This window comes from Hymenobacter canadensis, from assembly GCF_027359925.1.
Classification (GTDB): domain Bacteria; phylum Bacteroidota; class Bacteroidia; order Cytophagales; family Hymenobacteraceae; genus Hymenobacter; species Hymenobacter canadensis.
The window spans coordinates 88,192-115,068 of record NZ_CP114768.1 but is presented as its reverse complement, the minus strand read 5'-3'; the positions used below and the strand labels follow the sequence as shown (position 1 = coordinate 115,068).

The following is a 26,877-nucleotide window of genomic DNA, read 5'->3' as shown; positions in this document are numbered from 1 at the left end:
TTGACAAACGTCAACCCGGCTCCCTGATAAGCGTCATACGCGCCGGCGGCGGCTTCCGGTAATTTTACCAGCACTTATTCTGTCGAGCTTCCGACCTGTTACGGTGCACCTACCTTATTCCCCGGCCCATGTTTCCTTCCTCCATTCTTCCGCTGCTGCCCGTTCACCCAGCCATGCTGCTCGTGCTGCTGCCCAGCGTGGGGCCCGGCACCCGGCAGGAAACGCCGCTCGTTCGCTCGGCCACCAATCTGCTGCTAAAGAGCCTGCAGGTGCAGCTGGGCGCGGCCATTCGGATACTGAAGGTAGATGAGGCCAGCCACCCTGGCGTAGTGCAGGCCTTCGACGGCCGGGGCGTGCCCGCCTTCGTGCTCCTGCGCGACGGTGCGGAGCTGTGGCGGCAGCAGGGCCTGCCCGAAGGCGAGCCGATGGCGGCCCTGCTGTTAAGCAAGGTGGCAGATGCGACGTGACGGGGCTATAAGAACGACGTGCTGAGCTTGCCCAGAATCATCTTCCCATGCGCCTGACCATCAAACAAGAATTCGAGAAAGTGTATCCGGATATGAAGCGGGTGATTGCCCGCTATTTTTTTACGGGTAAGAGCGCGCTCGGCAGGTTATTGGCCGCGTGATGGCCCTGAGCGAGCAGGAAGTATTCGGCACCATCTCGCCCATTTTGCAGGAGTATTCCAAGCGCCACCGCAGCATCACGCGGGTGTTGGGCCGCAATTGCGCCCGGCTGCAGCCGCTGTTTGCGGGCCTGGGGCTGGATTTTGAGAAGTAGCTGCCCTACCGCAGGCTGCTGATGGGCAGCTACTTCACCCACGAATATTCCATCGAGTCGGCGGCGTTTTTCAACCCGTCCATTGTGGAAGACCCCGACCAGTCGGAGCTGTAGGAAGGCGAGAAGCACGTCATCATCAGCTTCTAAGGTGTACGACCCCAGGCCGAACGTTGATTTTGCCCTGGCTGAGCGCATCGGCACCCGCTGGTTCTGGTCGAGCGCCTTGCACAACCAGGACATCGAGGTGCTGGTTGCGAAAGGCCGGGCCACGCTCACCGGCACCGTGGCCACCTGGCTCGACCGGGAGCAGGCCGCTTACGACGCTTACAGCGTGGGCGCCCGCTACGTGGACAACGACCTGCTGGTATCCACCGCCGGCGGGCGGTAGTAGAAGCAGGCCGGGAGGAGGTGCAGGCGCTGAACAGCAGTAGGCCAATCAGTAGGCCAATCAACAGCAAAACCGAAAGGGAGCGGGGAGCGGACAGCGGACATGAAAAGGGTAATAAAAGTGGAGGCAGAAGGCCTGTGCGGGTGAATGGCTCGATTTAGCGAGCCGGCTCAATCACCGAAACAGCACGACAAAACAGCGTAGTGGGTGCCATAGTCGGGCCAGCAATCAGACCGAATGGGCCCAATCGGCCCCTCAACCGCCGGTAGCCACCCTGAATAAAATAACCGCCTTGCTACTCGAGCCTGAGCAGGCCGTGCGGTGCGGGGTGAACGTGGCTCTGGCAAGCAGCTGGCATAGCGCGCCGCCCGTTGCACGCACACCACCAATCGCTGCCCCCCGACTTGGTCTCGGGTACACCACGTACTCAGCCCAGATTTAGGTTAATTCAACCGTTCATTGGTTGCCCTCGCACATGTTTCCAGCGTGAGGCTCAGGCCGTAGTGCGTACTTTGTACCGTGACCAGTTCCCTTGCCTGCTGGTTCTCCCACCACCCATAGTCCGTCTTCCTGGCAACTGCCAGTCTGGCAAGCCAGTCACGGAAAATGTTTGTCCATGCCCCTGCTTCCCCTCCTGCCAGCCTCCCTGCCAAGTTGTTGCCGCTCCGGCCGGGGCATTTCAATCGCCTCCAATTGCGCATTTGGCCGCCGGTGGGGGCAGGTGCTCCTGCTGTTCCTGGCCGGGCTGCTGCCGTTTTATGGCAGCGCCCAGCCGGCCAGCCGGCCGCCGGTTCAGGCGCTGGCGGCCGATACCGGCGTACTGGACCCATCCACCGAGGTAGAAGCAGCATACCTGACGCTGGGGCGCCTGAATGCCAGCTCCCGGCGGGTGGCCGATACCGAGGATGTGGAGCAGCAGCTGCCCGTCATCGAGGCCAACCTGCAAACCATCTACCACAACCTGACCCAGTACGGCAACGCCCTCAATGCCCGGCAGCTGCTTACGTTTCAGATTCTTCTGAAAGATATGCGCCACGACCTGACCACCTGGCGCACCACGCTGACGGGTTCGGGCCGGCAGCTGGCGGACATGCAGCAGCAGCTAAATCAGATGGGGGAGCGTTTGAGTCGGGTAGCCATTGCCCCGGCCACGCCGGGCCAGGCCGTGCTGTCCCAGACGCTGGGCAGCATTCGGCGCAAGCAGGCCCGTACCAGTGCGCGGGTGCAGCAGCAGCATTTGGGGGTAAGTGCGCTGCAAAACCGCGTTTCCGGCAACTATGTGCACCTGCTGGAGCTGGAAGACAATGTGGCCGTGGCGCTGCGGCAGCTCGGCCAGCGCAGCCGCCAGCCCGACGCGGAGCCCTTGCCGCGCGCCTCGGCGACCGATGCGGGTGAGCAGGCCAAAATCAGCCAGCTCGTGAGCCAGCTCTACGCGGATCAGCGCCAGCTGCTGACCTATTACTTCCACCAGCACGGTGGGGGCTGGGGTTGGATGCTGGCCATCGGCGGGCTGTTTTTTGGGTGGGTGTACCGCAATTTCCGCCGGGCCGACCAAGTGGCCCCGGAAACGGCGCTGGACCAGCAGGCCCTGACGCACCTGCGGCCGTGGCCGGTGGCCGGTACGTTGGTGGTGGTTCTCACGCTGGCGCCATTTTTTGATTTGCAGGCTCCGGCGGGCTACATCGATCTGCTGCAGTTTCTGCTGCTGGCGACGCTGACCTTTCATCTGGCCCGTAGCTGGCCCCGCCCGCTTTATGGGCGCTGGCTGCTGTTTACGGGCCTGTTCTTTGGCCTGAGCTACGCGTACGCCGTGCCGCTGCCGGGGCCGGGGCTGCGCTGGCTCACGCTGGCGCTGCATCTGGCCGCGGCGGCGCTGGGAGCCGTATGGGCCCGCCGCCTGCGGCCCGGCCCGGAGCTGGCCTGGTTCGTGGGCCCGGTGCTCTGGCTGAGCGTGGCGCTGCACCTGGCCGCCGCCACGGCCAATGGCGTGGGCTATCTGGGGGTGGCCAAGCTGATTTCCGGGGCGGCCATCTACGGGGTGCTGCAGATTATCGCCTTGTCCACGTTCATTCGCCTGATCACCCAAGCCTTGCACCTACAGATGCAGCGCAGCCGCCTGGCCAGCGGGGCCTCCGCCCGGTTTAACTTCGACCTGATTGAGCGGCAGCTGCATACGCTGCTCTCCGGGGTGGTGCTGGTGCTGTGGCTGGTGGTGTTTCTCACCAACCTGAACCTGTTCAGCACACTCTACGGCGTAGTACACTACCTGCTGACTACCCCGTTCCAGGTGGGCAGCGCCACCTTCAGCCTGCTCAACCTGGTGCTGAGCGGCGGCATTGTCTTCCTGACCTTCCAGGTGCAGCAGTACGTGGGCTACTTCTTTGGGGAAGCCGACGACGAGTTTCAGTCAAATCAGGAGCGCAAGGGCTCCAAAATGCTTGTCATCCGGCTGGTGGTGTTTGCCACGGGTTTTCTGCTGGCCGTGCTGGTTTCGGGCCTGCCTCTGGATAAGATTGCACTGGTGTTCGGGGCCCTGAGCGTGGGCATCGGCCTGGGTTTGCAGGGCATCGTCAACAACCTGGTGTCAGGGGTTATCCTGATTTTCGAGCGGCCCTTCCAGGTGGGCGACTACATTGAGGTGGCCGGCAAAACGGGCCGGGTCAAGGACATCGGCATCCGGTCCAGCAAGCTGATTTCCATGGCCGGCTCAGAAATTATCATGCCCAACGGCGACCTGCTGGCGGGCCACGTCATCAACTGGACGCTCAGCAACAACCACATGCGCGTGGAACTGGACCTGAAACTGGCCCCCAACACCGACCTGGAGCGGGCCCGGCAGCTCATCAGCGAGGAAGTGCTCAGTAACCGCAGCGCCCTGCAGCAGCTGCCGCCCGAAATTCTGCTGCGCGGTATCAACGGGCAGGTTTACGACCTGAAAGTGCTGTTCTGGATCAACAACATCCGGCAGGAGCAGCTGATTAAGAGCGAGATACTGGCCAGCATCCACAAGCGCCTGACGGAGGAGGGTATTCTGCTGAATTAAGCTACCCCGGCAGGTTGGATGTTGGTCCGCAGTATGGCTACTCTATCGGCTCCACGCCGTGTAGGGGCGGGTTCATGTGTCGATTTCCAGCTGTCCAAACCTGCCAAAAAACCGCGTGAATTGCGCGGTACGGCCTGTCCAATTCCTCGCTTTTCTTGCCTGCCGGCCACAAAAAAGCCCTGACCAGTTGGCCAGGGCTAGACAGCGGCAGCGCAGGGCTGCCGGCCAGGTGCTATGTGCTAGTCGTCGTCGCGCTTAACCTTGAGCTTGTTGCCAGTTGCTTTCATCTTCCCGCCGCGGGCCTGGCTCATCTGCTCCCGGCGCTGGGCCTGCAGCGCCGTGAACTTGGTGTACTGTTCGGCCGTCAGGATGCCCTGCATATCGGTGTTGAACCGGGCCTGGCCAGCCTGCATGGTTTCCATCATCTGCTGGCGAGAGCCGGGGCCACCGGCCTGCCCGCGCATGGCCTGCATTTCCTGGATCCGGGTAAGCGAGAGTTGTTTTACACGGGTCGTCTGTGCGTCGTCAAGGCCCAGCTCCTGGCGCAGCTGTTCGCTCTGGCGGGCGGCCATTTCCTCGGGGGAGCGTTGCTGGCGGTTGCCATAAGGCGTGGAAGCGGAAGTTTGGGCAGTAGCCGCGCCGGCCAGCAGAACCGAAGCAGCGAATACAATCAGCCGAAGCTTTTTCATGAAAGTGGGGTAAGTAAAAAAAAGGGTTGATGACCAGTTGGCGGCGGTCTTGGTCCCGGCCCCGGCCCTAATGAACGGCCCTAGGGTCAGGAGTTGAGTGGTGAACCAAGGACGCGGCGCGAATGCCGGGACTTTTCTGCCTCAACTAACCTGGCGAAATCCGTCACAGCTTTACTGGATACTTGTTTACTGGCTACTTGCGCGCATCGGCCCGCTCGTAGAGCGCGTCAATCGTTTGCTCGTCCTGCCGCAGCATGGGAAGCATGCGGGCAGCATACTCCTGCAGTTCCGGGGTAGATAACTTGGTGGCCGCTTCCGAATACTGCTTGAGCGTTCGGGCGTGCTGGTCTTTCAAAGCCCGCAGGTACTTCTTGTCGAAGCCCAGGTACTTGCGGTCATCCACGTCGTTGTAGAGGTCCCGGTCGTCTTCGCTCAGGGCGGTGGGCAGGGTGATGTGGTTTCTCTCGGCTATTGCCTGTAGTTCCCGCTGAGCCTGTTCGTGGGTGGCTTCCATCTGCCGGCCCCAGTCCAGTACTTCGGGCGCAATGGCCTTTTGCTGCGCCAGGCGGCCCAGGGCCACTTCCAGCTGGTGGTGGCTGGCTACGGCCACCACGAATTCCGAGTCGTAATTCAGCTCACTCTTGCGCAAGGGCGAATCGTCGGCCTTGAGTTTGTTGCGCTGCTTGTTGATTTTGTTGGCTTCTTTCAACGGCTTGTCCTGGGCGTGGGCCGGGGCCAGGCCAGCCAGAGAGAAGGAACCGAGCAGCGCGGCGGTCAAAACGAATTTCAAGTGATTTTTCATGAGGTAAAAACGTAGCGTGAGTATATCAAGTAGGCGGCCGGGACTAGGCCTGCCAGCATCCTGATTTATCACTTCAAACGCCAGCGCCGTAACGGGGGGGCTGCAAATCCGCTGAACGCGCCCAATCAAGCAGTGAACCGGCCGATGCGGGTTGTCAGCTGTCAGCGTCCGGCCCATCCCCACGGCCGGTTCAGGCGCGGCGAACGGGCTACCAGGAAATTTACAGGCCGCCCTTGCTGGTTTTAGCCAAGCCATACAGCAGCTCGCGGGCGCGGTGCAGCTGCGCCTTTACCGTGCCCAGCGGCGCCCGAAGCTCGGCGGCCAGCTCTTCGTAGCTTAGCTCATCGAAGTAGCGCCTGACCACCAGCCGGCGGTATTTAACCGGCAGCATATCCACAAACTGGCGCACTACCACTACTTTCTCCTCGTGCATGAGCTGCGCCTGCGGGTCGCGGGCCGGGTCGCCGAAGGCCAGCAGCTGCTCCTCCAGAGGCCCGTCGCGGTGGGTGGGGCCGCTATACATGTGCACAGTTCGCAGCTTTTGGCGGCGCAGGAAGTCAATGCTGTGGTTGGCAGCAATGCGCAGCAGCCAGGTACCAAAGGCGTACTCCGGGTTGAAGTTGGGCAAGTGGCGGAAGGCTTTGGTAAACACTTCCATTGTTAAATCGTCGGCATCATCGGGGTTTTTTACGATGCTGCGCACGCTATGGAACACCGGCCTGCGGTAGCGGTCCAGCAACTCGGCGTAGGCTTTCTCGTCGCCGTGGGTGGTGGCGGCCACGATAAGAAGGTAGTCGTGGCGGGTCCGCTCCGACAGCTCACGGGTCACTTCAATGTTGTTGACGCGCATAAAAAAGGATAATAGAGAGATGAGAACGACAATGCCTGCCCGGTTGCGGGGCAGCTGCCGGGCCTTCCGGTAGCAGGCGGCCCCGTCAACCGGCCAGAGCTGGCTGCTGCCAGGCGAGCCATTCAGTGGCGGCCTGTTCCTCGCTGAACGCCTGCCAGGGGGAGGCCATGGGCGACGGGGCGGCGGAAGCGGCGGCCGGCAGCTCCGCCAGAGGCGGCGGCAATACCAGGTAGGCTACGGCCACCCCGGAGTGCATGTACAGACCCTGCGTGCGAGGAAAAGCCATCAGTAGTCCACTGGCTGCTCATGGTGCCGCCGGCGTTGCGGCGCCGAAGATCCAGCCGCCAGCGGCGGCACTGGCACTGCCGGGCACCGTCCGGAAAGGTCAGCGCTACCTGGGCCAGACGCAGGCGGGAGTGGATATCCACGTCCAGGTCGGGGTGGAACAGGTCTTTGCGCAAGCCCCGGCGCAGGTTATGCTGGATGTACGTCAGCACGCAGCCGTTCTTATGGCTGAGCCAGAGTTGCCAGGCGGCAGGGTAGTACTTGTGCAGGCCGTAGAAGATGCCGGGCTGCACGGCCGTCAGCTGCCGGCGCAGCCACTCGCGCAGCGCCAGCAGCTCATCGTGGGCGGTGGCGGCCTGGCGGCTCAGCGGCTCAACTGCTCGCACTTCAGGCGGGCGGTGTCCAGGTCGCACTTCAGCACATCGTGTACCACCTGGTCTTTGTTGTCGAATCACTTGTAGACCGTCTTCTTCGACGTGCCCAGGTGGGCGGCAGTGTCGTCCATGGTCATGCTTTGCACGCCGTAGCGCAAAAACAGCGGCAGGGCCGGGGTCAGGATGCGTTGGTGAGAGGTCATGGGAGCTGGAAAAAGCTGTACCGGGGAAACATTACCAGAGCCGGGCGTTTCCGCTGCTGGTGGATCAGGTACCGGAAGCCGGGGCAAATCTAGGCCGCTTCTTTCCCCTTGATAACTTTAGTCTTTGATAAGTAGGGGCTTAAGGCCTGTTTTAGGCGGTTTTAGAGCTGGCTCAGGCGGGCTTTGGGCGCGTTCATGCCGGAACGCGGCGCGTTCAGCCGGAAAATGGTCAAGTTGAACGCATTTGGGCCGGATGGACCCCCAGACCGGGGGGGAGCTGGCTTGTTTGACACGGGCTTCCTTCTACCTTTGTGCCACTTCCCCGGCCCGTCTTGGCCCGGTTGCCGCCGGCCGGTGGTAGGCCCCGCGCCGCGGCCCAGTTAACACCGCTTTCACTTGCCCGTGCCTACCCTCGGAGCGAGCATCCCCTTTTCAGGTAGGTTGTATGGAGATACTATTCACCACCGATTGTCTGCGCGTACAGTGGCACGCCGCCACTGGCACCCTGGAAATGGCCTGGCAGTGCTTCGCCAGCGGCGACGAGTTTCGCCAGGCGGTTAGCACTACCCTGGACCTGGCCCGGCAACACGGAGCCCGCAACTGGCTCAGCGACAACCGGCTGATGCGCGCCATTCGGGTCGCCGACCAGGAGTGGTATTCCACGGCCCTGCACGCGCCGCTGCTGGCGCTGGGGCTGCGGCGTATGGCCGTGGTGGAATCCGAAGACGCTATGAACCGGATGGCGGTGAATGGGCTACTGCGCCAGCATGCCAATACGTTCACGTTCGAGCTGCGCCAGTTTGCTACCCTGGAAGAGGCCCGCACCTGGCTGCGAAGCGAGTAGCGTTGCTGGCCACTGGCCTTGCGCTGGCCTTACCTTAACTTCTCCCGTATGCCGCAGCACTCCGCCCCGCCAGCCGCCCGGCCGCTGAACACGGCCATGATCAGCCCGCAGCAGTATCTGCGCATTGCGTTTCTGACGGGCGTTATCCTGGCGGTACTCGGCCTGCCGGGCCTGTTGCGCCGCCCCGAGGTGACGCCGGCCCTTGTGGTGGCGCAGTTTGTGCAGGTGCTGGTATTCACTGATGTGCTGCTGGGGCTCAACTACTTCCTGCGCTACAGCAACTCGCCCGTGCAGCGGTGGCTGCGGCGGCTGCCCCTTCGGGGTAGCCAGGCGTTGCGCGTGTTGCTGAATCTGCTGCTGGCCTCGCTGCTGGGGCCGCTGCTACGTACCGCCATGGTGCGCCTGGGCTACGGGGTGGAGGATACTTCCTGGCCGCTGCTGCTGGTCAGCTCCTGGCTGCTCACCTTTATTATTCTGGTGATACAGTACTTTATTGAGGTGACCGAGCGGAGCCGCCGCCTGCTCCAGGAAAACGAGCTGCTCAAGCGCGAGCAGCTGCAGGCCCGCTACGAAGGCCTCAAGCAGCAGCTCAGCCCGCACTTTCTGTTCAACTCCCTGGCCACTTTGCGCTGGCTGATTCATGACGACCCCAACGCGGCCGAGCAGTTCGTGGAAGAAATGTCGCAGGTGTACCGCTACCTACTGCAGTACGGCGAGCAGGACGCCGTGCCCCTGCGCGATGAAATGGCCTTTCTGCGCTCCTACGTGTTTCTGCTGCGCATGCGCTTCGGCGAGAGCCTGCAGCTCGATGCCGAGCTGCCCGAGCAGGTGCTGGACCGCCTGGTGCCGCCCCTGGCCCTGCAGACGCTGGTCGAAAACGCCGTCAAGCACAACGCCGTGAGCCGCCAGCACCCGCTGCGCATCACCGTGGCGCTGGGCGTGCCCGACTGCCTGCTGGTGCGCAACTCCCGGCGCGCCCGCCTGACCCCTGAGCCCAGCAGCGGGGTGGGGCTGCGCAACCTGGCCAACCGGGTCCGCATCCTGCACCAGCAGGAGCTGCAGATAGAGCAGAGCGCGGACGAGTTCAGCGTGTGTCTGCCGCTGCCGCCCATGCTCGTTGGGGAAGGCGTTTCCTGATTGGTTTACCCCCGTACCCTGGCCGCGGCTCTGACAGCGGGCTAACTACCTGTAGTTCCATATGCAAGTGCTCATCATCGAAGACGAATACGCCGCCGCCCGCTCCCTGCAGCGGCTGCTGAGCGAAGTGCGGCCCCAGGCGCAGGTGCTCGACCAGCTGGAGTCCGTAGTAGACGCCGTGGCATGGCTGGCAGCCAACCCCGCCCCCGAGCTGATTTTTATGGATATTCATCTGGCCGACGGCAGCAGCTTCGAGATTTTCCGGCGCACGACTGTTACCAGTCCGGTAATTTTCGTCACGGCCTTCGACGAGCACGCGCTGGAAGCCTTCCGCGCCAACGGCATCGATTACCTGCTCAAGCCCCTGACGCGGGCCGACCTGCAGCGCAGCCTCGACAAATTCGATGCGCTCCGCCAGTCCCCGCCGCCTGGTGTGGCCCCGCCGGCCCCAGCCGGACCGCCGGTGCCTGATTTTGCCCAGTTGCTGCGCAGCGTGCAGCAGCAGCTGAACGGCGGTGCCGCCGCCTATAAATCCAGCTGGCTGATTCCGCACAAAACCAAGCTGATACCGGTGGCCACTGCCGACGTGGCCTATTTTGCCATTCGCCACGGCCTGGTGTTCCTCACCACCCTGACCGGCCAGGAATACCAGATGGAGCATCCGCTCGATGAGCTGGAAAGCCAGGTAGACCCCCGGCTGTTTTTCCGGGCCAACCGGCAGGTGCTCTTCGCCCGGCCCAGTCTGGTGGCCCTGGAGCCCTATTTCAACGGCCGCATGCAGCTCTACCTGCGGCCCGAGTCCCGCGAGGAAGTCATCGTGAGCAAGCCCAAAGTGACGGAGCTGAAAAACTGGGTAGCCGGTGGCTGAATACCTCAGGCTATAGTAGCCTCAGATGGTAGATAGGGTGTTGTAACATCGTCCGGAACTTGGTTTACGTGCCTACCAGCTGCTACTAACGGACCTGAGCCCGCAGCAGGCGGCCCAACAGATGGAAGATAATCAGTTGCCGGACACGCTAACGGACTTACTCGTAAGTGGTTAAGTGTTATTTTTCCCCCGTAACCCAGCGTCCCATGCCCGCCGAATCCGTTTTCAGCGCCCTCACGGCCTTTCAGCAGCAACTTGACTCGCCTGCGTTCCAGGACGCGATGCGGGCGCAGTTGCGGGCCGAAGCCGCCGCCGTCAACACCTTCCTTTCCTACCGCGACGCGCAGGGCCGCTACGTGCACGAGTACCCCGCCACGGGCGAGGTGTACGAGGTCTCGCTGACCCAGCCCCGGACGCGCCGTCTATTACCCTCTATTCAGCCCGAGCGCCTATGAAGCCCCTCCCCAAAGAGCCGATTTTGGACAAGGCCGACGGTTCACGCACAGCGCACCTGCAGCCCGTCATTGACTTTCTGAAAGCCCAGGGCAACGAGCCGGCCACGGGCGACGCGTTCGAGTACAACCGGGACGGGTTGGGCACCTATGGGTTTGCCCAGCCGCTCGATGTGGACTTGCTGCAGCAGCATTTCGACTTCCCGCCCAGCATCCACCTTTCCAGCGCCGGCTTGCACGACAGCCGCAACTTTGTGCGCATCGCCCAGGACTTCGGCCCCCAGCCGGTGCGGCCCTTGTCGTTTGAGCTATAAGAGGCAGGCCTTTCCAAGCGACAAAATCACCTGGAAAGGCCTTTTTGGGCATTGTAACACCCTCCCTTTGGCCCGGCGGCCTTTACAGGTGTGTGGGGCTGACAAGGGCAGGTAATTCTCCCATTCCGCACCTATTGCAACATAAAGGGGAAGCTGCCAGTGGTAGCTTCACCTCTTGTGTAGAGCCTATTTCCCGGCAAAATACCACGCTTGGCAAATAGGGGCGGTAAGGCGAAAAACCGCCACTTTTCCAGGAGTGCGGGTACAACCCATCTCATGTTAAGGGACGAAAATTAGATAGAACAGGGAGTTTCTAGAAGCCCCTGCGCAAAAAAAAGTCTTGTTTTGCTACCCAACTGGGTTAATAGGTTACGTCAAACCGACCATTCTGGATCGTAACAAAAGAACCTGGGCTAAAGCCATTTTCGAGACGTCCTTCAAAAGTGCCGGAGACAATGCGGCGGACTGTATCTACGCGGGTTAGCACGATGCGCGTGGCGTTTGCGCGGCTCACAAAGGATTCGCGCGCACGACGACTCTCGGTGAGGGTAATGCCGTTGGCCCCGGTGGACACAGCACCAATCGGATAGGAAGGAGGAGGTGATCTTGATATATATGTCCCGGTACCACGCAAAGTATCGATGGTTAGCGCAAAAGATTCTTGATGGCGGGGTGTAATTAATCCCGCTGATATGGAAAAGCGCCGTACCCCTTGGTAAGTGCGGGAATACGCCCGTAAAACATTGTCAAAGCAGCCTCCGCCACCAGAGCCGTAGCAGCCTCGGCCAAAGTTGATCCAAACACGTCCGTCCACCTCAAACCCCAGCGTGTTGGCCCCGATAGCAGTGATAGGCGGCAATTCCAACTCAGGATCCGGAGTTGTTTTGTCGCAACTACATAGCAGTAACGACCAGACAAGCCAGCTAGTCACACAAGAAGTATGTCTTTCCATAGAAGTCCACAGAGGTGACCGCACAAGTGAAGATATGCCCAACGTTAGCCCAGTCCAAGGCTATTAGTTGGGTAAGTAGACACACTTTTTAGCTTGCTTATAAATGTAAAATGCTGTTAATCAAATTATTAATTAATAAAAAAAGGACTTTTGATTTCACGATAGTGGCTTTGGCCATTTATACATTCCAACGTCGCAGTGCTTTAAGCAGCCACCCCTGAATAACGGTCTATAAAGACTCACCATCAGGTATAAAAAAGGCTTTCCGGAGAATGAAACCAATAGCACCCTGTAAATGTAATTACATTGTACGTACATTTGCTTTATGAACACGCGCCTGATTCGGGTGGGCAATTCCCAGGGGATTGTGCTGCCTAAGAAGTTACTGCAGCAGTACAATCTCACCGGCGAGGTAGACCTGCAGCCCACGCCCGAAGGCCTGCTCATTAAGCCGGTCGTGAAGACCCGCCGCCAGGGCTGGGACGAGCGCTTTCAACAAGCCATTGCCCAGGGCCAGGCTCCGGAGGGCGAACTGTTGGAGGGCTTTTCGGATGAGGCCTTTGAAGAAACGGAATGGCAGTGGTAGGCGTGCAGCGCTTCGAGGTGTGGCTCATCAACCTTGACCCGACCCAGGGCAGCGAAATCAATAAGACCCGCCCCTGTGTCGTGCTCTCCCCCGACGAGATGAACCGCTACCTGCGCACGGTCACTATTGCGGCTCTGACGAGCACCCGGCGTGACTACCCTTCCCGGGTGGACTGCACTTTCCAGGGCAAAGAGGGCCAGGTCGCGCTCGACCACATCCGCTCCGTGGACAAAACCCGCCTGGTACGCCGCTTAGGTGTATTGCCCAAAGCCACGGCGCAGGCCGTCTGTGACCGGCTGCAGGAGATATTCCAGTACTGATATCCACTAGGGGGGTATGGACTGCTTGTTGCTGTAATACCTTGTATAATAAACATTTGAGTCTTGTAAACTAAACTCATGGTTTTGTAATACTAAACATCCATATCCTGAACTATCCTACATTCGCTGTTAAAATAAACGTTTAACAAAACCGGATGAGTCAGCAAAATGCAGGACAGAACCGGAGTTAAGTAGTACTTCTGCTGGGGAAGCCGCAACAGAACCCGAACAAAACATAACTACACCCAAAGCCAAGGGAGGCCGGCCCCGCAAGGCCCCCGATACAGGACTTTGGGCCATTCGGGGAGTAGATATGGAAACGCGGGCCATCGTGGAGAAAACCGCCCAGCGCGCCGGCAAGACCATCGGCCAATTTGTGAACGAGGATATGCGTTCCTTCTGTCAGGGCCAGCTCACCCAATCGCAGCTGCCGGCCAGCCCCCGCGACCTGCAGCTGCAGGTGGAGCAGCTGACGCAAATGGTTGAGGGCATTGCATCCAAGTTAGCCGAGCCAGCGCGAAAGAGCCTTTGGCAGCTTGTTTTCGGCAAGTAGGCGAGAAAACTGCTTCTTGGTGGCCGCGTCAAACAGCGGCCCGTTTGCGAGCTTTTTAAGGCCCAGGATGGTGAGTAGGAGTCCCGACACTGAATGAGCCTTGATATGCCTAGTGTGTTGTTAAACAAATAGGGAAAAACCTCCGCCTCCGCCCCGCAACTACGCTGATTTGCTTATTATGGGCTTAAAAGTCAATATTTTATGCAAGAAACAGATAAAATATAGTCGCAACGTTCATTTTCACTACCCTCTTCTGGTAGCCTTAATGGGCGAGGGAAAATTATCAACCCTCGTTACTCTTACGGCGCTTTTGGGCCTTATCAGTAACATTCAGGCCCCTTGGCTTCCGAGTCGGAGGTTTTTCCCGTATTTGTTTAATAACACCCAAGGCCATAGCCGGGACGCGCCCGCCAGCAGCGAGAGCAGCATGGCCGTAGCCAGCATGGGGCGCAAATACCAGTGCGGAAAAGTATGGGGCAACGCCGGAGTTAGCAGCTACAAAACAGCGTCTTCGTCAGGGGCAGCCCGCCCTGTTGCATTACGCGGGCGGGTACCGGGCGGCCCTCACACAATCAGGCCGTCGCTCATATCAATTATCCGGTCACTGTTGCGGGCAAAGTCCTCGTCGTGGGTCACGGCGATGATGGTTTGCCCGCGCTCGTGGGCCAGCTCCCGGAAGATTTCAAAAACGTTCTGCGTATTCTTCGAATCCAGGTTACCGGTTGGCTCGTCGCCCATAATCACGGCCGGGTCGTTTATCAGGGCGCGGGCAATGGCCACGCGCTGCTGCTGCCCGCCCGAGAGGCGGCTGGCCAGCTTCAGGGCCTGGCCGTCGAGGCCCAGCAGCTTCAGGTTCTGGTAGGCCTTCTCCTCGATTTCAGCCCGGCTCTTTTTGTTAAGCTTCAGGGCCGGCAGCATCACGTTGTCGAGCACCGTGAAGTCGGTGAGCAGGTAGTGAAACTGGAACACGAAGCCAATGTGCTCGTTGCGGAAAGCGGCCAGCTGGTTTTGAGTGCGCCCGGTCAGGGCCTCGCCGTTGAGGTGCAGCTGGCCTTCGTAGTCGGTATCCATCGTGGACAGCACGTAGAGCAGCGTCGACTTGCCCGAGCCCGACTTGCCGGTCAGGGCCAGGAACTCGCCTTTTTTCACCTCAAAGCTGATGCCTTTCAGCACCTGGAATTTCTCGGGCTCGTAGAAATACTTGACAATGTTGTCGGCCCGCAGGGCGATGTGGCTTTCCATTTCTTACCCTCTGAGGATGGCCACGGGGTCGATTTTCGCGGCCTTGCGGGCCGGCAGATACCCCGCGATGAGCGTGGTCAGCACCCCAAACCCGAACGCCAGCAGGTAGTTGCTGGGGTGGTAGGTCATAGGCAGCGTTTGCAGACCCGCGATTTTAAAGGGAATCACGTTCACGATTCGGGCTACGCCGTAGCCAAACACCATCCCCACCAGGCCCCCCACCAGGCCGATAACTAGGGCCTGGGTCACAAAAATCTGGGTCACGTCGCCGCCCGAAAAGCCCATGGCTTTCAGAATGGCAATCTCCTTGATTCGCTCGTTGATGGTCATGTTCATGATGTTGTAGATGCCGAAGCCCGCCACCAGCAAAATGGTCAGCGACACGGCCAGGGCAATGATGTTGCGCAGCTGCGAGCCGGCTTCCAGCTGCTGGTTGGCATCCTGCCAGCTTTCCACTTTATAGGGAATCACCGGCGCAATGCGCTGCACCAGCGGGGCGGTTTGCTCGTAATCCTGCACGTTCACCTGCAGGTCGGTCACGTACTCCTGGTTTTCAGCCAGCAGCTGCCGGGCAGCGGTGATGTTGAGGTAGGCCTTGGCCTTATCTACCTGCTTGACATTGGTTTGAAACAGCCCGATGAGCTTGTAATTGTGGCTGATGCCGTCGGAGGTGAGGATGTTGATATTGTCATCGACGTGCACGCTCAGGTCGTGGGCCAGGTCGGCGCCGAGGATGATGCCGTCGGGGCGGTAGCGCAGGCTGGCCCAGGTGCCGACGGTCATGTACCCCCCGATGCCGAAGAGCTTGTCTTCATTCTCCACGTCAACGCCCGAGAGCGTGCCGTTGAGCTTGGCGCCGCCGTTGCGAAAAAACACGTTGATGTTGACCTGCGGCGTGATGGCCACCACCTCGGGCTGCGCCCGCACCAGGGCCAGGATGGCGGCCGTGTTTTTGATGCCCGTGGTGTAGGGCAGCACCCGCGCGTTGCGGATGTGGGAAATGGTCGCGGCCGGATACACCTTTTTCACCAGATTGGTATTGTCGGCTGGCCCGTTGTTGTAAATCCGCACGTGCGCTAAGGAGGTGAACGCCAGCACCGTTTGCGCATCGTTGACGCCCGCCATGAAGCTGTTCATGAAGATGTACATCGAAATGCCGAACACCACGCCCAGCAGGGCCACCACGGTCTGCCGCAGGTTGGTGGTGAGGTGCACCCGGGCGATTTTGAAGTTCGTGGCCAGCATCGCTACTTCGCTTTGGGCAGGGTGAGCCGGTCGGTGGCGCGCAGGCCGCGGGTAATTTCCGTCCACTCCAGGGTGCGGATGCCAACCCCGACGGCTCGCTTCTGCTTGCCGCCGTCCAGCAGCACGTAGGCATCGTTGAGCAGGGCGTAGGACGGAATAACCAGGGCATTCTTCTTTTCCTCCACGATGATGTTGGCCTGCAGCTGGGTGCCATTCAGCAGCCCCCTGGGGGGCGGGTTGAAGGTGGCCTCGGCCACGAACGACTGGTCGGTGGTGTTGAACGCGGGGTACACTTTGCGGATGGTGGCGCGGTAGGTCTGGGCTTTGTCGCTGTTCAACGAAATCAGCACCGGCTGGCCCACTTTCACCCGGCCAATGTCATCCTCGGCAATGTCGAGCTTGATAAGGCTGCCTCCCGCGCCCAGCAGGGCCAGGGCGTCGCCTTTGCGCACGTAGTCGCCCGGTTTTTTGCGCACGTTCATCAGCACGCCCGGCTGCTCGCTGCTGAGCACGTAGTACCGGTCATTCTCGCGCTGAATCGTGTACTGGTTGGCTGCGTTGGCCACGCTCAGGTTGAGGGTGTTTTGCAGTTCGGCGCGGTTTTTCAGCAGCACGCGCAGGTTGGACTGCGAAGTCTGGTACGTGAGCCGGGCGTTTTCAAAGTCGGCCGTTGCGACGGCCTGGGTTTTCACCAGCCGCCCGTAGCGGGCGTAGTTGGCCGAGTCGACCAGCAGCTTTTGCTGCGCCTGGGCCAGCTGCAGCTGCAGCTGCGCCAGCTGGGGCGAGCCCTGCCGCGCGTTGCTTTTCGCATAGTCCAGGTTTACGGCCGCGTTGGCTACCTGGCTGCGCTGCACGGCGTTGGCGAGGCGAAACAGGACCTTGCCGGCCGGTACCGTATCGCCTTCGGCCGCGTAGGCGGCCTGCAAAAAGCCTTCGGCATTGGCCACTACGGTGTATTGGCGGGCGTTTTCGAGGTGGCCGCTGCCAAACACGGCATCCACGATGTCGCGGCGCTGGGGCGCTACTTCCGGCGCGGGCCGGCAGCCGGCGGGCCCGGCCACGGCCAGCACCAAAAGCAGTCGATAACAGATGCGTTTCATGAGCACAGAATGCTTAATTACCAGCGCTACTGCCGGGCCAGGAGGCTGGCGTAGTTGGCAAGAAACAAGGATAAGTTGTTCAGGTACAGGTTTTCGGCCATCAGGTAGTCCTGGAAGGCGCGCAGGTACCCATCCAGCGGCAAAACCCCCTCGCGGTACTTCTGCTGGCTCAGGCGCAGGTTGTCGCCGTAGAGGCGGAAGCTGGTGGCGCTGCTGCTCACCATGTCGCGGTAAGCGGCCTGGTTTTTCAGCAGCAGCCGGTCGCGGCTGACGCTCTGGTCGCGGGCCTGGTCGAGCTGCAATTGGGCAATGGTGGCCTGGGCTTCGGTGCTCCTGTTCTTGTTGTAGTTGGCAAAGCCCGTAAACAGCGGCACGTTGATGCTGAGCCCAATGTACTGGTACGGCCGCCAGGCATTAGCCCCAAACGACAAGCCAAAGTCGTCGCGAAACTGCTGGTTGCCCAGAAACGCCGAGGCCGCAATAGCCGGGTAGGCGGCCGCGCGCTGCAAGCGGCTTTGGGTAGCCGCGAGGCCCAGCTGGGTTTCGTAGGGCGCCAGGGTTTTGTCGGGCTGCAGCGCCGGGCCAGCGCCGGCCGGCACGGCTCCGGGGGGGAGGGTTTCCGTCAGGCAAAGCTCACGGGTGGGCTTTTCGCCGAGCAGGACTTTCAGGTTTTCGAGGCTCTGGTCGAACAGCTGCTGGCTCTGGGCCTGGTTCTGGCGCACGTTGCTGGCGTTGATGGCGGCCTGGTTGGCCGACAGCAAGTCGGCGGTGCCTGCCTGCAGGCGCTGCCGCGCGAGCGTTTGCACGGTATCCGCCAGGCGGGCATCCAGCTGGTTGATTTGCAAAGCCGCCTTGGCAATCAGCGCCGAAAAATACAGCTGGGCCACCTGCTCTTTCAGCGTTTGGGCGTAAGCGGCTTGTTGCGCCCGGTTCAGCTCGACGTTGCCCTGGGCCACTTTCGCTTGCAGCACCGTCGGCCAGTCAAACAGCTTCTGCGACAGCGTGAGGCCGGCGGTGTAGGCGTACTGCCGGCCAAACTGCGCATAATACGTGGTGCCGGGCCGGCCAACTAGCTCGCCCGGCACGGGCGTGACGGGCAGCTTCAGGTTATCCGTGCCCGTGAAGCCGGCCGAAGCCTGGGGCAGCCGCAAGCCTTTGGCAGCCTTGTAGTTGTACTGCGCCTGCCGGAGCTGCTGCTGGTACACGGCCTGCGTCGGGTTGTGCAGCAGGGCCCCGTCAATAGCGGCCCCCACCGATGCAATGCGCACCGTATCGGGCTGGCTCTGCGCCTTGGCCTGAGCCAGGGCCAGGCTCAGGAGCAGCCCGCCCACCGTCGCTTTTTTCATGGGAAATGAGATTTTCTGACCAGACCGGAAATACGGGCTGCCTACCGTAAAAACCACGCTAGTTGGCCGCCACGCGGGTCCAGGTCTGGGTCTGGCTCATGGGGCCCACTGAGCCTTTCAGCTCCAGCGTCCGTGGGTTAGGCAGGTACACCGCGCCGTTCACCCAGCGGCCGCGCTTAGCGGCGTAGAGCTGGCCGCCGGCATACTGGTTTTTGCTGCCTTTCAAGCCTTTGGCAATCACATCACCCACCTTCAACTTACTATCATCCGCCCCCGGCTGCACCCAGGTAATAGTGGCGGTATAGGTTTGGTCGGGGGCCTGCGTGAACGTGATTTTGCCGTTCCAGTCTTCGCTGAGCCACGTGCCCAGAATAGGGGCCGCCGGGGCAGGTTGCTGCGCAGCCGTGCGCAGCACCAGGCCAAGGAGCAAAACCAGCGCCAGCAGGAAAGTCTTTGCCGATTGCATGGGAGGAATATTTGACGTGAGCGGCCCGCCACCAGTGGCGTTCCGTGGCACAACAATACAGCCCCCAGTAGTACTAGGCCCGCAAAACCTATTCGAACTACCCAAATTCGGTCCTGAACTACCCGAACTTGGCACTGAAATGACCAGGGGGCACGGTAGTTTTGGGTAGACCAATGCCCCGCGCACCACCGGTCAGCGCACTTCCGGAAGTAAGCGCGGACTATCGGAGAGCATCAAAAAGGGTGGGGTTGTTGAGATTAAGCGGTTATCAATAAGGTTTCCAAGGGAGGAAAGTAGTCACTCCAGTTATGCTAGGTCTGACCGGAGACAGGAAGTGCCCCACCCTTTTTGATGCTCTCCTGCTAAGAATGGATTTACACGTCAGGTATCTGGGGGTTGCGGAGTGCAGGGCCGGGCTGGAAAACTGCCTTAATTTTTTTCAATGACCACTTTCCTGGTCACCTGCCCGCCATCCGTGACGATGGTCATCACGTACAGGCCCGCCGGCAGGGTGTGTACGTCCAGCGTTGGCGAAGTAACGCGCTGCACCACCCGCCCCGCCATGTCGGCCAGGAAAGCGCCGCGGAAGGCGTGGTTTTTCACCTCGATGGTGAGCACCGAGCGGGCCGGGTTGGGGTAGGCACTTACCCCGGCCGCGTCGGCCAGCGCGCCGCGCGTGGCGGTGGGGTTCAGGCGGAAGTCGCCCCGGTACACCCAGGCGGTTTGGCTGGCCGGCACCCCGTTGCTGTCGTAGCCGCCGGCGTAGAGCACCCGGCCGGCTTCGGAGGCAAAGGGCGACACGCACAGGATGCGCACGGCCAGCAGGGTGTCGGTGGGCGGCGTGCCGTTCTGCAGAATGTTTTTCAGGGTGTAACCGACCGCCCCGTTCACGATGGCCCGCTCGTAGTACATGCCGTCGATGCTCCAGCGGTCCACGTGGGCGCGGGGGCCGGGAGTGGTGTAGCGGGCCTCAAAGCCGATGAGCTGCACGGTGGCCTGGCGCAGGGGGTTGTACCAATTCAGAATGTTGTCATTGTAGGCAGCCAGCACCCCGTTGATGGGCGTGCCCAGGCGTAGGGCCAGGTCGGGCGCATAGGCGAATTCTGCCTGGGCCAGGCCGGTGGCCGGGTCGAGGGTGCGGGCACTGCCGGCCCAGGAAAACCACAGCCGCTGGCCACCGCCGGGAAGGTCGACCACCGACAGCCCGCGGATATCAGCGTTGGTGCTGCCCTGGTTGTCGGTCCAAATCTGGGTCCAGCTCGGGCTGGTGGCCGAGTCGTTGCGGCGGTAGATGCGGGCCACGCCGTTCTCGCTCGTGCCGCAGTAGAGCACCCCGTTCGACTCCGTGAAGCCCATCACCCGAAACTCCTGGCCCACCACCAGCTCCGGCACCAGCGTCCAGTCTATTTTGGTGGACAGGGTGGGATTATACACGCCCCGCAGCACGCCGGTGGTTTTGAGGCCAAGGAAGATGTATTGCCGGTTGGCCGCCGCGTCGTAGTGCATTCCAGCGGAACGGACGCTCACATCGGCCCCGGGGGTGGTGAAGGTCGTGATGCTGTCCTTGACCCAGGTGTTGGCCGCGTCGTCGCGCAGGTACACGATGAGCCGGCCGTCGCCGTTGCCGGGGTTGGCCAGCAGCACCGTATCGGGCCGGGCCAGCACGCTGCCGTTGTGGTCGCGGGTGAAGATGAACTGCTTAAGGTTGTTTATTCGCAAACTGCCCGGAAACTCCTTTTCCTCCTGCCAGGGGGCGGTGGGCGAAGCCTTGCTCAGCAGCTGGCAGCCGGCCACGGGCAGGGTGCGCCGGCTTTCCATCCAGTAGCTGTTACCGGCGTAAAGCCGACCCTTGTGCGGCACGAGGTGCAGGATTTCGGTGCCGCCCAGGTACTGGCCGGCCACCGTTTGCCCGGCGGAGTAGGACTTGGCCCATTGCTGAGCAGCCGCAAACCGGCAAGGGAGCAGCAGCATAAAAAAGGCAAAGTACAATATTTTCACGGGCGTCGGGGGTAATGTTCAGCCCTTCAGACAAGACCAGCGGGAACAGGTTTACCCCCCGGGAAAAGATTTTTTGTTTGGGAATCAAGCGCTTAAACCCCGAAGGCAAATCTTCCTCTATGGTAAAAAGTCACTCCACTGCCCCATGCGCCATTTCCTGACCTCCCTATTTGCTGCCGCCGTATTACTAGGCAGCGCCGCCTGCACCAAGAACGACGGCCCTTCCCCCACCAATACCTACGGCGAGCCTACCACTGCACAGTACAAGACGCTGCCGGGCACCAACGCCAACCTGCTCAGCCTGGACGTGTACACCACCGGCGCTACTACCGGTACCAGCGCCGCGCCGCGGCCCGTGGTCATCTGGGTGCACGGCGGGGGCTGGCGCCAGGGCGACAAGGCGCAGCAGCTGGCCAACAAGCTCAGCCTGTTCAGCTCCCTGAACTACGTGTTTGTGAGCGTCAACTACCGGCTCAGCCCGTTCTCATTTGAACTCGATAACCCCAACCGCATCAAGTTTCCGGACCACAACAACGACGTGGCCGACGCCGTGCAGTGGGTGCTGAGCAACATCGACGCGCACGGCGGCGACCCGGCCAAGGTGGTGCTGCTGGGCCACAGCGCCGGCGCCCACCTCGTGTCGCTGACGGGCACGAGCCCGCAGTTTCTGCCCGCGCGCGGCCTGGCCCTGAACCGGCTGCAGGGCGTGGCCAGTATCGACACGGACACGTACGACCTGACGGGGCAGGGCGGGGAGGACATCTACCAAAACGCTTTCGGCAACGACCCGGCCGCCCTGCGGCAGGCCTCGCCGATGACCCACGTAGCCGCGGGCACCGTCTACCCCCGGTTTTTCGTCGCCAAGCGCGGTGCCGCCGCGCGCATCGCCAACGCCAACGCTTTCATCAGCCAGTTGCAGGCGGCGGGCACCGTGGTGAGCCAGGTAGACGGCAGCCGCTACGACCACGAGGGCGTCAACAACGCCATCGGGGAACCGAACGAAACCGTGGTTACGCCGGCGCTCCGGGCTTTTCTGGAAACGTGTTTTCAGTAAGCCGAGGGCAACGGCTACCTGGCACGCCACGCAACACAACCTGTTAGCGGCTGCTTCGCTCAGGGCAGAAAAACGGGCTGGTGCGAAGCTTGCCCGCCCCCTGCTTACGCGCTGCGCGGGAAACCAGGCCATTCACGGGCGGTCAAATGCCCCCCAAAAATCAGTCGGCGAAATCCAACATCCCGGCACCACGGCGGGGCGTGCGGTTGTGGCCATTTCTCGGGAATTAAACGCGCCAACCAAAGAACAGTCTGATAGCTAACAGCAGTTCGATGCGCTGGCCGGCTTCTTCGTAGCGAGCGCCTCACAGCTTCAAATGCCCTCCCCATGAAAAGAATCCTACTCTTCACGCTCACCCTACTGGCCTTCTTCGGCCCGGCCCGGGCCCAGTTTACGGTGCAGGACGTGCGCATCGGCGACCCGACCGCCAGCTACCTGGACTTCGAAATCTGGCAGGCGGGCAACCGGCTCTGCTTTCAGGACGAAAACAACCGCGGCTATGTGGGGATGCTGGACAGCCAAACGGGCAACCTGGTGTCGGCCAGCGGCAAAGACTACCTGTTCGACACCGCGCTGACGTCCGTCACCCAGTCCCTTAACGGGCCGGAGTGGGGCTACCGGGTGGGCGGGGCCGACGTGTTCTACACCAAGCAAATCGGCACGGCCGACAAGCACATCGGGCAGGCCATCTGGAACGGCACCGGCTACACCGCCACCGACCTGAGCGCCTCGCTGACGGGTCGGCGCTTCGCCACCATCTGCAGCAAGAACCCCACCGACCCGGCGGCGCGGCTGGTGTACGCCCGGGGCAACAACCTGCTCAACTTCACCATTCACTGGAGCGCGGTGGCCAATCCGGTGAGCGATACCCCGGTGCCGTACGGCGCCAACAGTTCCAGCGGGCCCCGGTTCATCGAGGGCGAGCAGGCGCTGCTCACCAACGACGCGGTGAACGGCACGACCCAGATTTTCCGCTACGACTTGGCCACGGCGAACCTGACTCAGCTCACGTTCGACTCCGGCAACAAGATTGACGCCTTCACCTGGAACGCCCCCGACTACGGCAACGCCCGCCTGCTGTACTGCACCGTGAACGACACCATTCTGCGTCTGTACCGCCAGGTGGGCAGCGCCTTTACGCCGGTGTACGATGTCCGGCTGCCCGACCCGTCGTACGGCTACTACTTCTCCGCCGAGCCCTTCGTGTTTCAGAACAAGTCCTACCTGTTCGTGTGCGCGGCGGCCCGCAAGTTCATTCCCGGCTCGCAGAGCAACTCCCTGCCGGCCGACGTGTGGGTGGTGGCCCTGGACCCCGCCCGCCCCGCCCCTTCTTCCGCAAGGTGAGCGACAGCCGGGTGGCCCTGCGCCTCGACCCGGAGGTGTTCATCACGCCCACCGAGGCCTACATCTACTACTACGAGTACAACCAAAACGGCAACGTGCACCCCGTGGCCCTGCGCAAGTGCAGCGCGGGCCTGGCCAGCGCTCCGCTGACCTCGATGGCCGCGGCAACCGCGCCGCTGCGGCTGACGGTGTTCCCCAATCCGGCGCAGGGCGTCATCAACATGGAGGGGGCCAGTGCCCTGCGGGAACTTTACGTGTACGACGCGCGGGGGCGACAGGTGTTTGCGGCCACCCCCAACGCGGCCACGGCAACCATCAATTCAGCCGGCTTTGCGGAAGGACTGTACTTCATCAGGGCGCGGACGGCGACCGAATCACTCGCGCAAAAAGTAATTGTCAAAAACTAACCGCTTCATGAAATTCCCCTCATCCCTCCGGGCGCCATGGCTGCTTGGCACCGCTCTCCTACTCGGCGCCTGCGGCAAAGAGGCCACTACCACGCCCACGCCCAGCGCCCCGGACAGCGCCACCGACATCCTGGTCAGCGACGAGCGGGCGCAGATTGGCGACCCCGAATTTGACCCCTACACCGGGCGCATCTGCTGGCAGTCCATCACCGACCACAAAATTTGGGTGTGTAAAATCGACCCCGCGACGGGTAAGCTGGCCGTGGGCAACGGGCAGCAAACGCTGGTGGACGGTGGCGACGTGGTGCCGCTTACTTCTACCTTCAACGCCGGCGAGTGGGCCTTCATCCAAGCCGGCGCGGCCATCGTGTACACCAAAAACAGCGGTGGCAGCCGCTACGTGGCCGTGGCCACCGAAACCGGCGCGGCCGGTACGTCTGCCGCGACCTGGACGCTCAATACGCTCATGGCCACGCCCAACCGCTTCCTGCCGCGGGCCACGAAGAACCCGAACGACAACGTGGCCGCGTTTCAATGCGCGACTTCGCCCGGCACCGGCACCACGAAATATAAATTCTTCAACAACCCCGGCACCGAGTTTTCCATCGGCAGTTTTTCCGACGCCCACTGGGCCGAGGACGAGCAGGTGCTGACCGGCATTCTGCCCAACAGCCAGGTTGGGTTGTTCAACCCCGCCACCCCCACCGCCGCGCCCGTGCAGCTCACCCAAAGCAGCGGCACCACCTACTCGCGGCCCTACATGTGGCGGGCGCCCGACCAGGGCAACGCACGCATGTTCTTCGCCAAGGCCAACGGCAACGAAATTCGGGTGTTTAAGGAAACCGCGCCGGGCAGCAACACCTACGCCCCGTTCCAACAGTTCCGCTGCCCTTCCACCAACCCGGCCTACGTGAACATCGGCTCGCCGGAGCCGGTGATTTACAAGGGCAAGTCCTACATCACGTTCATGGCTTCGGCCTCGCCGCTGGAAACGTCGGGCCTGCCGGCCGAAATCTGGCTGGCCAGCGTGAGCGCCACCGCGCCGACGTACAAGATGGTGTCCGACGCCGCCGTCCGCGTCCGCACCGACCCGGAGTCGTACCCGACGGCCACCAACCTCTACGTCTACTACACCGAAGTGGACGACGCCGCCACCCCCGACGGCAACCTCGACCCGACCACCATCCTGCGCCTGCGGCGCTGCGAAACGGGGCTTTAGGCTGGTCCGGGTCGATGGACCCTTCTAACCCGTCCAGCTTCCCCCTTTCCTTTTCGGAGAGGAGGCCGGGGGCAAACGTTGGAACAAACCGCTTACACCGATTCCATGATACCCTTATCCCATAGTCCCCGCCCCATGATTATCGAATGCACCCCCGCGGAAACCGTGGGCCGCAGTACACTTACCCGCGTGGCGGGCGGCCTGACCCGGCGGTTCGCCGGGTTGCTCGTGCTGGGCACCGCACTCCTGGGGGCCTGCCAGGCCGACAGTTCTGCACCCGACCCCACGCCGGGTCCTACCCCGGCGGCCTTTGTGCCCAAAGATGAAATCATCGGCAGCAATTTCCTGCAGGTGGAATTCTCCGACGACAGCCGCTCGATGGTGTGGATTGAAGCCATCGGGGGCGGCCGGGCCAAGGTCTACTACGCCGACGTGAACCTGACCACTGGCCTGCCCGACCTGGCGGGCAAGCAGTACGTGGACACCATCCTGGGCCAGGGCTGGCCCTACTGGGGTGCCGACAGCCAGGGGCCGTTTTTTCTGCTCCAGAACGAGAGCGGCCAGCTGCGCTACTTCCGCCGCAGCGGCACCAACACGCTTACGGCTCACACGCTGAGCCCGCTCAACGCCGACCAAAAGTCCCTCCTCAACGTGTCGCACGACCCCGGCCGGCCCTACTTCTGGGTGAGCTACGTGGTAAAGTCCAGCGTGGCCTCGACCAAGGACAGCCTGTTCTGCCTCCGCTCCGATGCGCCCGGCACCCGCGTGTTCGTGGCGGCCGAAGTGAAGAACACCGCCGGCTCGGCCTACGAGCTGACCTTCCCGCGCTGGCTGAAAAACTCGGAAACGCTGCTCTACCCTTTCCGGGGTAACCCCGCCCAGCCGGTGTTCGACATCAAGCTCTGGAACGGGCAGACGGGGACTTCCACCCTGGCCACCAACGACGGCGCCGCCTTTCACCACGTCGACGACCTGGCCTTCGCGCTCAACGGCCAGCAGTACCTGTCCAGCAGCAGAAACGCCGGCCGGCTCACCATCTGCCAGCAGCAGGCCGGCGGCCTCTACACCGAAATCGAGAGCCACGCCACGCCCACGGCCATCCAGCCCTACACCCTGACCTCGTTCGAACCCTTCGCGTTCGATGGCCGGGTGTACGGAGCCTACCAGGTGTACGCCGGCGGCGGCATTCCAGGCAGCACCAAGGGCGAAATCTGGCTCAAGGGCATCCTGGGCGAACCAGCACACCTCAAAATCAGCACCCTCGACGGCGTGACGGTGGACCCCGAGTACGTGGTGGGGCCCAACAAGGTGTGGGTGTACTACTACGGCAAGCCCGTAGGCCAGCAAACCTTCGATTTGCACCGCTGCGAAACGCCCCTGACCAGATGAGGGCGTGAATAAGCAGGGGTGAGGTTTCAGTCAAGCCGTCCGCCTGCTTCGAGAGCTGCATTAAACCAACTGCCACCAGATACATCAATAGACTGCCACCCGATTGCTCGGGACCTTTCTTACTCATTGCCATTGCGGCCCCTTATTCCCATGAAAAAAACTCTGTCCTATCCGACGTTTCTGCTGGCGCTGCTGTGCGTAGCCTGCTCCACCACCAAGCCCGCGGCTACCACGACACCCGCCGCCGCCTCCTCGGCAGCGCAAACCCGGACTTCCGCTGGCGGCGGCAACCGTCAGGAGATGCTGCAGGAACTGGCGGCCGAGCTGAAGCTGACGCCCGAGCAGCAGCCCCAGGTCACGGCCATTCTGCGCGAGCAGGTGGGCCAGCTGCAGGCCGCCCGCGACAATGCCGGCGGCGACCGGCAGCAAATGATGAGCGAGCTGCAGCGCATCGGCGGCGCTACGGATGCGAAGATGAAGGCCGTGCTGACCGCGGAGCAATACGGCAAGTACGAGGTGTTCAAGCAGGAGCGGCTCCGCGCCCGGCGCGGCGGCCAGTAGTTTGCCCGGGGTCAGGCCCTGCACCCGCTTAAACCACCATCGGGAAGCCAGGTGAAAGAGGCCCGG

General features: G+C 61.9%; 30 protein-coding genes. 18 read left to right on the top strand and 12 right to left on the bottom strand.

Annotation, left to right across the window (positions count from 1 at the left end; genetic code table 11):
- The first annotated feature begins 128 nt into the window (after positions 1-128).
- From O3303_RS19865 to O3303_RS19850, 4 genes are all read left to right on the top strand, one after another.
- Entirely contained in the window at positions 129-467 is a 339-nt protein-coding gene (locus O3303_RS19865; protein ID WP_269562181.1) for a YbbN family protein, read from the top strand.
- A 157-nt stretch (positions 468-624) separates the two neighbouring features.
- Positions 625-780 (top strand): hypothetical protein, encoded by a 156-nt coding sequence (locus tag O3303_RS19860; RefSeq protein ID WP_269562180.1) that lies wholly within the window; start codon positions 625-627, stop codon positions 778-780.
- A 148-nt stretch (positions 781-928) separates the two neighbouring features.
- Entirely contained in the window at positions 929-1,168 is a 240-nt protein-coding gene (locus O3303_RS19855; protein ID WP_269562179.1) for a BON domain-containing protein, read from the top strand.
- A gap of 721 nt (positions 1,169-1,889) precedes the next feature.
- Positions 1,890-4,211 carry a mechanosensitive ion channel family protein gene (locus O3303_RS19850; RefSeq protein WP_269562178.1) on the top strand — a complete coding sequence of 774 codons (2,322 nt, stop codon included), beginning with the start codon at positions 1,890-1,892 and terminating at the stop codon, positions 4,209-4,211.
- Between the two features lie 239 nt (positions 4,212-4,450).
- Here O3303_RS19850 and O3303_RS19845 read toward each other — a convergent pair whose 3' ends face one another.
- From O3303_RS19845 to O3303_RS19825, 5 genes are all read right to left on the bottom strand, one after another.
- The gene (locus tag O3303_RS19845; protein WP_269562177.1) at positions 4,451-4,900 is read right to left on the bottom strand and encodes a DUF4890 domain-containing protein; all 450 of its coding nucleotides are present in this window, start codon (positions 4,898-4,900) and stop codon (positions 4,451-4,453) included.
- 193 nt (positions 4,901-5,093) lie between these two features.
- Positions 5,094-5,690 carry a DUF4142 domain-containing protein gene (locus O3303_RS19840; protein ID WP_269562176.1) on the bottom strand — a complete coding sequence of 199 codons (597 nt, stop codon included), beginning with the start codon at positions 5,688-5,690 and terminating at the stop codon, positions 5,094-5,096.
- 232 nt (positions 5,691-5,922) lie between these two features.
- Positions 5,923-6,552 carry an RNA polymerase sigma factor gene (locus tag O3303_RS19835; protein WP_269562175.1) on the bottom strand — a complete coding sequence of 210 codons (630 nt, stop codon included), beginning with the start codon at positions 6,550-6,552 and terminating at the stop codon, positions 5,923-5,925.
- 122 nt (positions 6,553-6,674) lie between these two features.
- Positions 6,675-7,223, bottom strand: a complete 549-nt coding sequence (locus O3303_RS19830) for a hypothetical protein (protein ID WP_269562174.1) — start codon at positions 7,221-7,223, stop codon at positions 6,675-6,677.
- Positions 7,224-7,288: 65 nt separating this feature from the next.
- Positions 7,289-7,414, bottom strand: coding sequence for a TetR/AcrR family transcriptional regulator (locus O3303_RS19825; RefSeq protein ID WP_269562173.1), 126 nt, complete (start codon positions 7,412-7,414; stop codon positions 7,289-7,291).
- Between the two features lie 445 nt (positions 7,415-7,859).
- Between O3303_RS19825 and O3303_RS19820 the strand changes: the two genes are divergently transcribed.
- The 5 genes from O3303_RS19820 (at position 7,860) to O3303_RS19800 (ending at position 11,029) form a co-directional block, all read left to right on the top strand.
- On the top strand, positions 7,860-8,258 hold the full coding sequence (locus tag O3303_RS19820) for an STAS/SEC14 domain-containing protein (RefSeq protein WP_269562172.1): 399 nt from the start codon (positions 7,860-7,862) through the stop codon (positions 8,256-8,258).
- A gap of 48 nt (positions 8,259-8,306) precedes the next feature.
- A complete protein-coding gene (locus tag O3303_RS19815) occupies positions 8,307-9,395 on the top strand; it encodes a sensor histidine kinase (protein ID WP_269562171.1) in 1,089 nt (362 codons plus the stop codon).
- A 61-nt stretch (positions 9,396-9,456) separates the two neighbouring features.
- Positions 9,457-10,263 (top strand): LytR/AlgR family response regulator transcription factor, encoded by an 807-nt coding sequence (locus O3303_RS19810; protein ID WP_269562170.1) that lies wholly within the window; start codon positions 9,457-9,459, stop codon positions 10,261-10,263.
- A gap of 206 nt (positions 10,264-10,469) precedes the next feature.
- The gene (locus O3303_RS19805) at positions 10,470-10,718 is read left to right on the top strand and encodes a hypothetical protein (RefSeq protein WP_269562169.1); all 249 of its coding nucleotides are present in this window, start codon (positions 10,470-10,472) and stop codon (positions 10,716-10,718) included.
- A complete protein-coding gene (locus tag O3303_RS19800; protein WP_269562168.1) occupies positions 10,715-11,029 on the top strand; it encodes a hypothetical protein in 315 nt (104 codons plus the stop codon). Before O3303_RS19805 ends, O3303_RS19800 begins: the two co-directional genes overlap by 4 nt.
- 361 nt (positions 11,030-11,390) lie before the next feature.
- Here the strand turns inward: O3303_RS19800 and O3303_RS19795 are convergent, their stop codons facing one another.
- Positions 11,391-11,981, bottom strand: coding sequence for a Riean_0653 family protein (locus O3303_RS19795; protein WP_269562167.1), 591 nt, complete (start codon positions 11,979-11,981; stop codon positions 11,391-11,393).
- 325 nt (positions 11,982-12,306) lie between these two features.
- On the opposite strand from O3303_RS19795, the gene O3303_RS19790 reads away from it, so the two are divergent.
- The 3 genes from O3303_RS19790 to O3303_RS19780 all read left to right on the top strand — a co-directional run bounded on the left by O3303_RS19790 (position 12,307) and on the right by O3303_RS19780 (position 13,440).
- Positions 12,307-12,567: an AbrB/MazE/SpoVT family DNA-binding domain-containing protein gene (locus O3303_RS19790; protein WP_269562166.1), complete on the top strand. Its 261-nt coding sequence runs from the start codon at positions 12,307-12,309 to the stop codon at positions 12,565-12,567.
- Positions 12,555-12,887 carry a type II toxin-antitoxin system PemK/MazF family toxin gene (locus O3303_RS19785; RefSeq protein ID WP_269562165.1) on the top strand — a complete coding sequence of 111 codons (333 nt, stop codon included), beginning with the start codon at positions 12,555-12,557 and terminating at the stop codon, positions 12,885-12,887. The genes O3303_RS19790 and O3303_RS19785 overlap by 13 nt, the downstream gene beginning before the upstream one ends.
- 313 nt (positions 12,888-13,200) lie before the next feature.
- Positions 13,201-13,440, top strand: coding sequence for a hypothetical protein (locus O3303_RS19780; protein WP_269562164.1), 240 nt, complete (start codon positions 13,201-13,203; stop codon positions 13,438-13,440).
- A gap of 564 nt (positions 13,441-14,004) precedes the next feature.
- On the opposite strand, the gene O3303_RS19775 is transcribed toward O3303_RS19780, so the two are convergent.
- From O3303_RS19775 to O3303_RS19750, 6 genes are all read right to left on the bottom strand, one after another.
- On the bottom strand, positions 14,005-14,682 hold the full coding sequence (locus tag O3303_RS19775) for an ABC transporter ATP-binding protein (protein ID WP_269562163.1): 678 nt from the start codon (positions 14,680-14,682) through the stop codon (positions 14,005-14,007).
- A 3-nt stretch (positions 14,683-14,685) separates the two neighbouring features.
- On the bottom strand, positions 14,686-15,927 hold the full coding sequence (locus tag O3303_RS19770; protein ID WP_269562162.1) for an ABC transporter permease: 1,242 nt from the start codon (positions 15,925-15,927) through the stop codon (positions 14,686-14,688).
- Between the two features lie 2 nt (positions 15,928-15,929).
- Positions 15,930-17,027, bottom strand: a complete 1,098-nt coding sequence (locus tag O3303_RS19765) for an efflux RND transporter periplasmic adaptor subunit (RefSeq protein ID WP_269562161.1) — start codon at positions 17,025-17,027, stop codon at positions 15,930-15,932.
- A 26-nt stretch (positions 17,028-17,053) separates the two neighbouring features.
- Complete coding sequence (locus O3303_RS19760) at positions 17,054-18,373, bottom strand: TolC family protein (RefSeq protein ID WP_269562160.1); 1,320 nt, start codon at positions 18,371-18,373, stop codon at positions 17,054-17,056.
- A gap of 58 nt (positions 18,374-18,431) precedes the next feature.
- Entirely contained in the window at positions 18,432-18,839 is a 408-nt protein-coding gene (locus tag O3303_RS19755) for a DUF2147 domain-containing protein (protein ID WP_269562159.1), read from the bottom strand.
- Positions 18,840-19,268: 429 nt separating this feature from the next.
- A complete protein-coding gene (locus tag O3303_RS19750; RefSeq protein ID WP_269562158.1) occupies positions 19,269-20,810 on the bottom strand; it encodes a T9SS type A sorting domain-containing protein in 1,542 nt (513 codons plus the stop codon).
- Positions 20,811-20,982: 172 nt separating this feature from the next.
- Here O3303_RS19750 and O3303_RS19745 point away from each other — a divergent pair, with 172 nt between their 5' ends.
- The 6 genes from O3303_RS19745 to O3303_RS19720 all read left to right on the top strand — a co-directional run bounded on the left by O3303_RS19745 (position 20,983) and on the right by O3303_RS19720 (position 26,811).
- Positions 20,983-21,891 (top strand): alpha/beta hydrolase, encoded by a 909-nt coding sequence (locus O3303_RS19745; protein ID WP_269562157.1) that lies wholly within the window; start codon positions 20,983-20,985, stop codon positions 21,889-21,891.
- A gap of 327 nt (positions 21,892-22,218) precedes the next feature.
- Positions 22,219-23,235, top strand: a complete 1,017-nt coding sequence (locus tag O3303_RS19740; RefSeq protein ID WP_269562156.1) for a hypothetical protein — start codon at positions 22,219-22,221, stop codon at positions 23,233-23,235.
- Positions 23,232-23,642, top strand: a complete 411-nt coding sequence (locus O3303_RS19735) for a T9SS type A sorting domain-containing protein (protein WP_269562155.1) — start codon at positions 23,232-23,234, stop codon at positions 23,640-23,642. The genes O3303_RS19740 and O3303_RS19735 overlap by 4 nt, the downstream gene beginning before the upstream one ends.
- A 7-nt stretch (positions 23,643-23,649) precedes the next feature.
- Positions 23,650-24,861 (top strand): hypothetical protein, encoded by a 1,212-nt coding sequence (locus O3303_RS19730; protein WP_269562154.1) that lies wholly within the window; start codon positions 23,650-23,652, stop codon positions 24,859-24,861.
- Between the two features lie 105 nt (positions 24,862-24,966).
- The gene (locus O3303_RS19725) at positions 24,967-26,250 is read left to right on the top strand and encodes a hypothetical protein (RefSeq protein WP_269562153.1); all 1,284 of its coding nucleotides are present in this window, start codon (positions 24,967-24,969) and stop codon (positions 26,248-26,250) included.
- A gap of 150 nt (positions 26,251-26,400) precedes the next feature.
- The gene (locus O3303_RS19720) at positions 26,401-26,811 is read left to right on the top strand and encodes a DUF4890 domain-containing protein (RefSeq protein ID WP_269562152.1); all 411 of its coding nucleotides are present in this window, start codon (positions 26,401-26,403) and stop codon (positions 26,809-26,811) included.
- Positions 26,812-26,877: the final 66 nt, after the last annotated feature.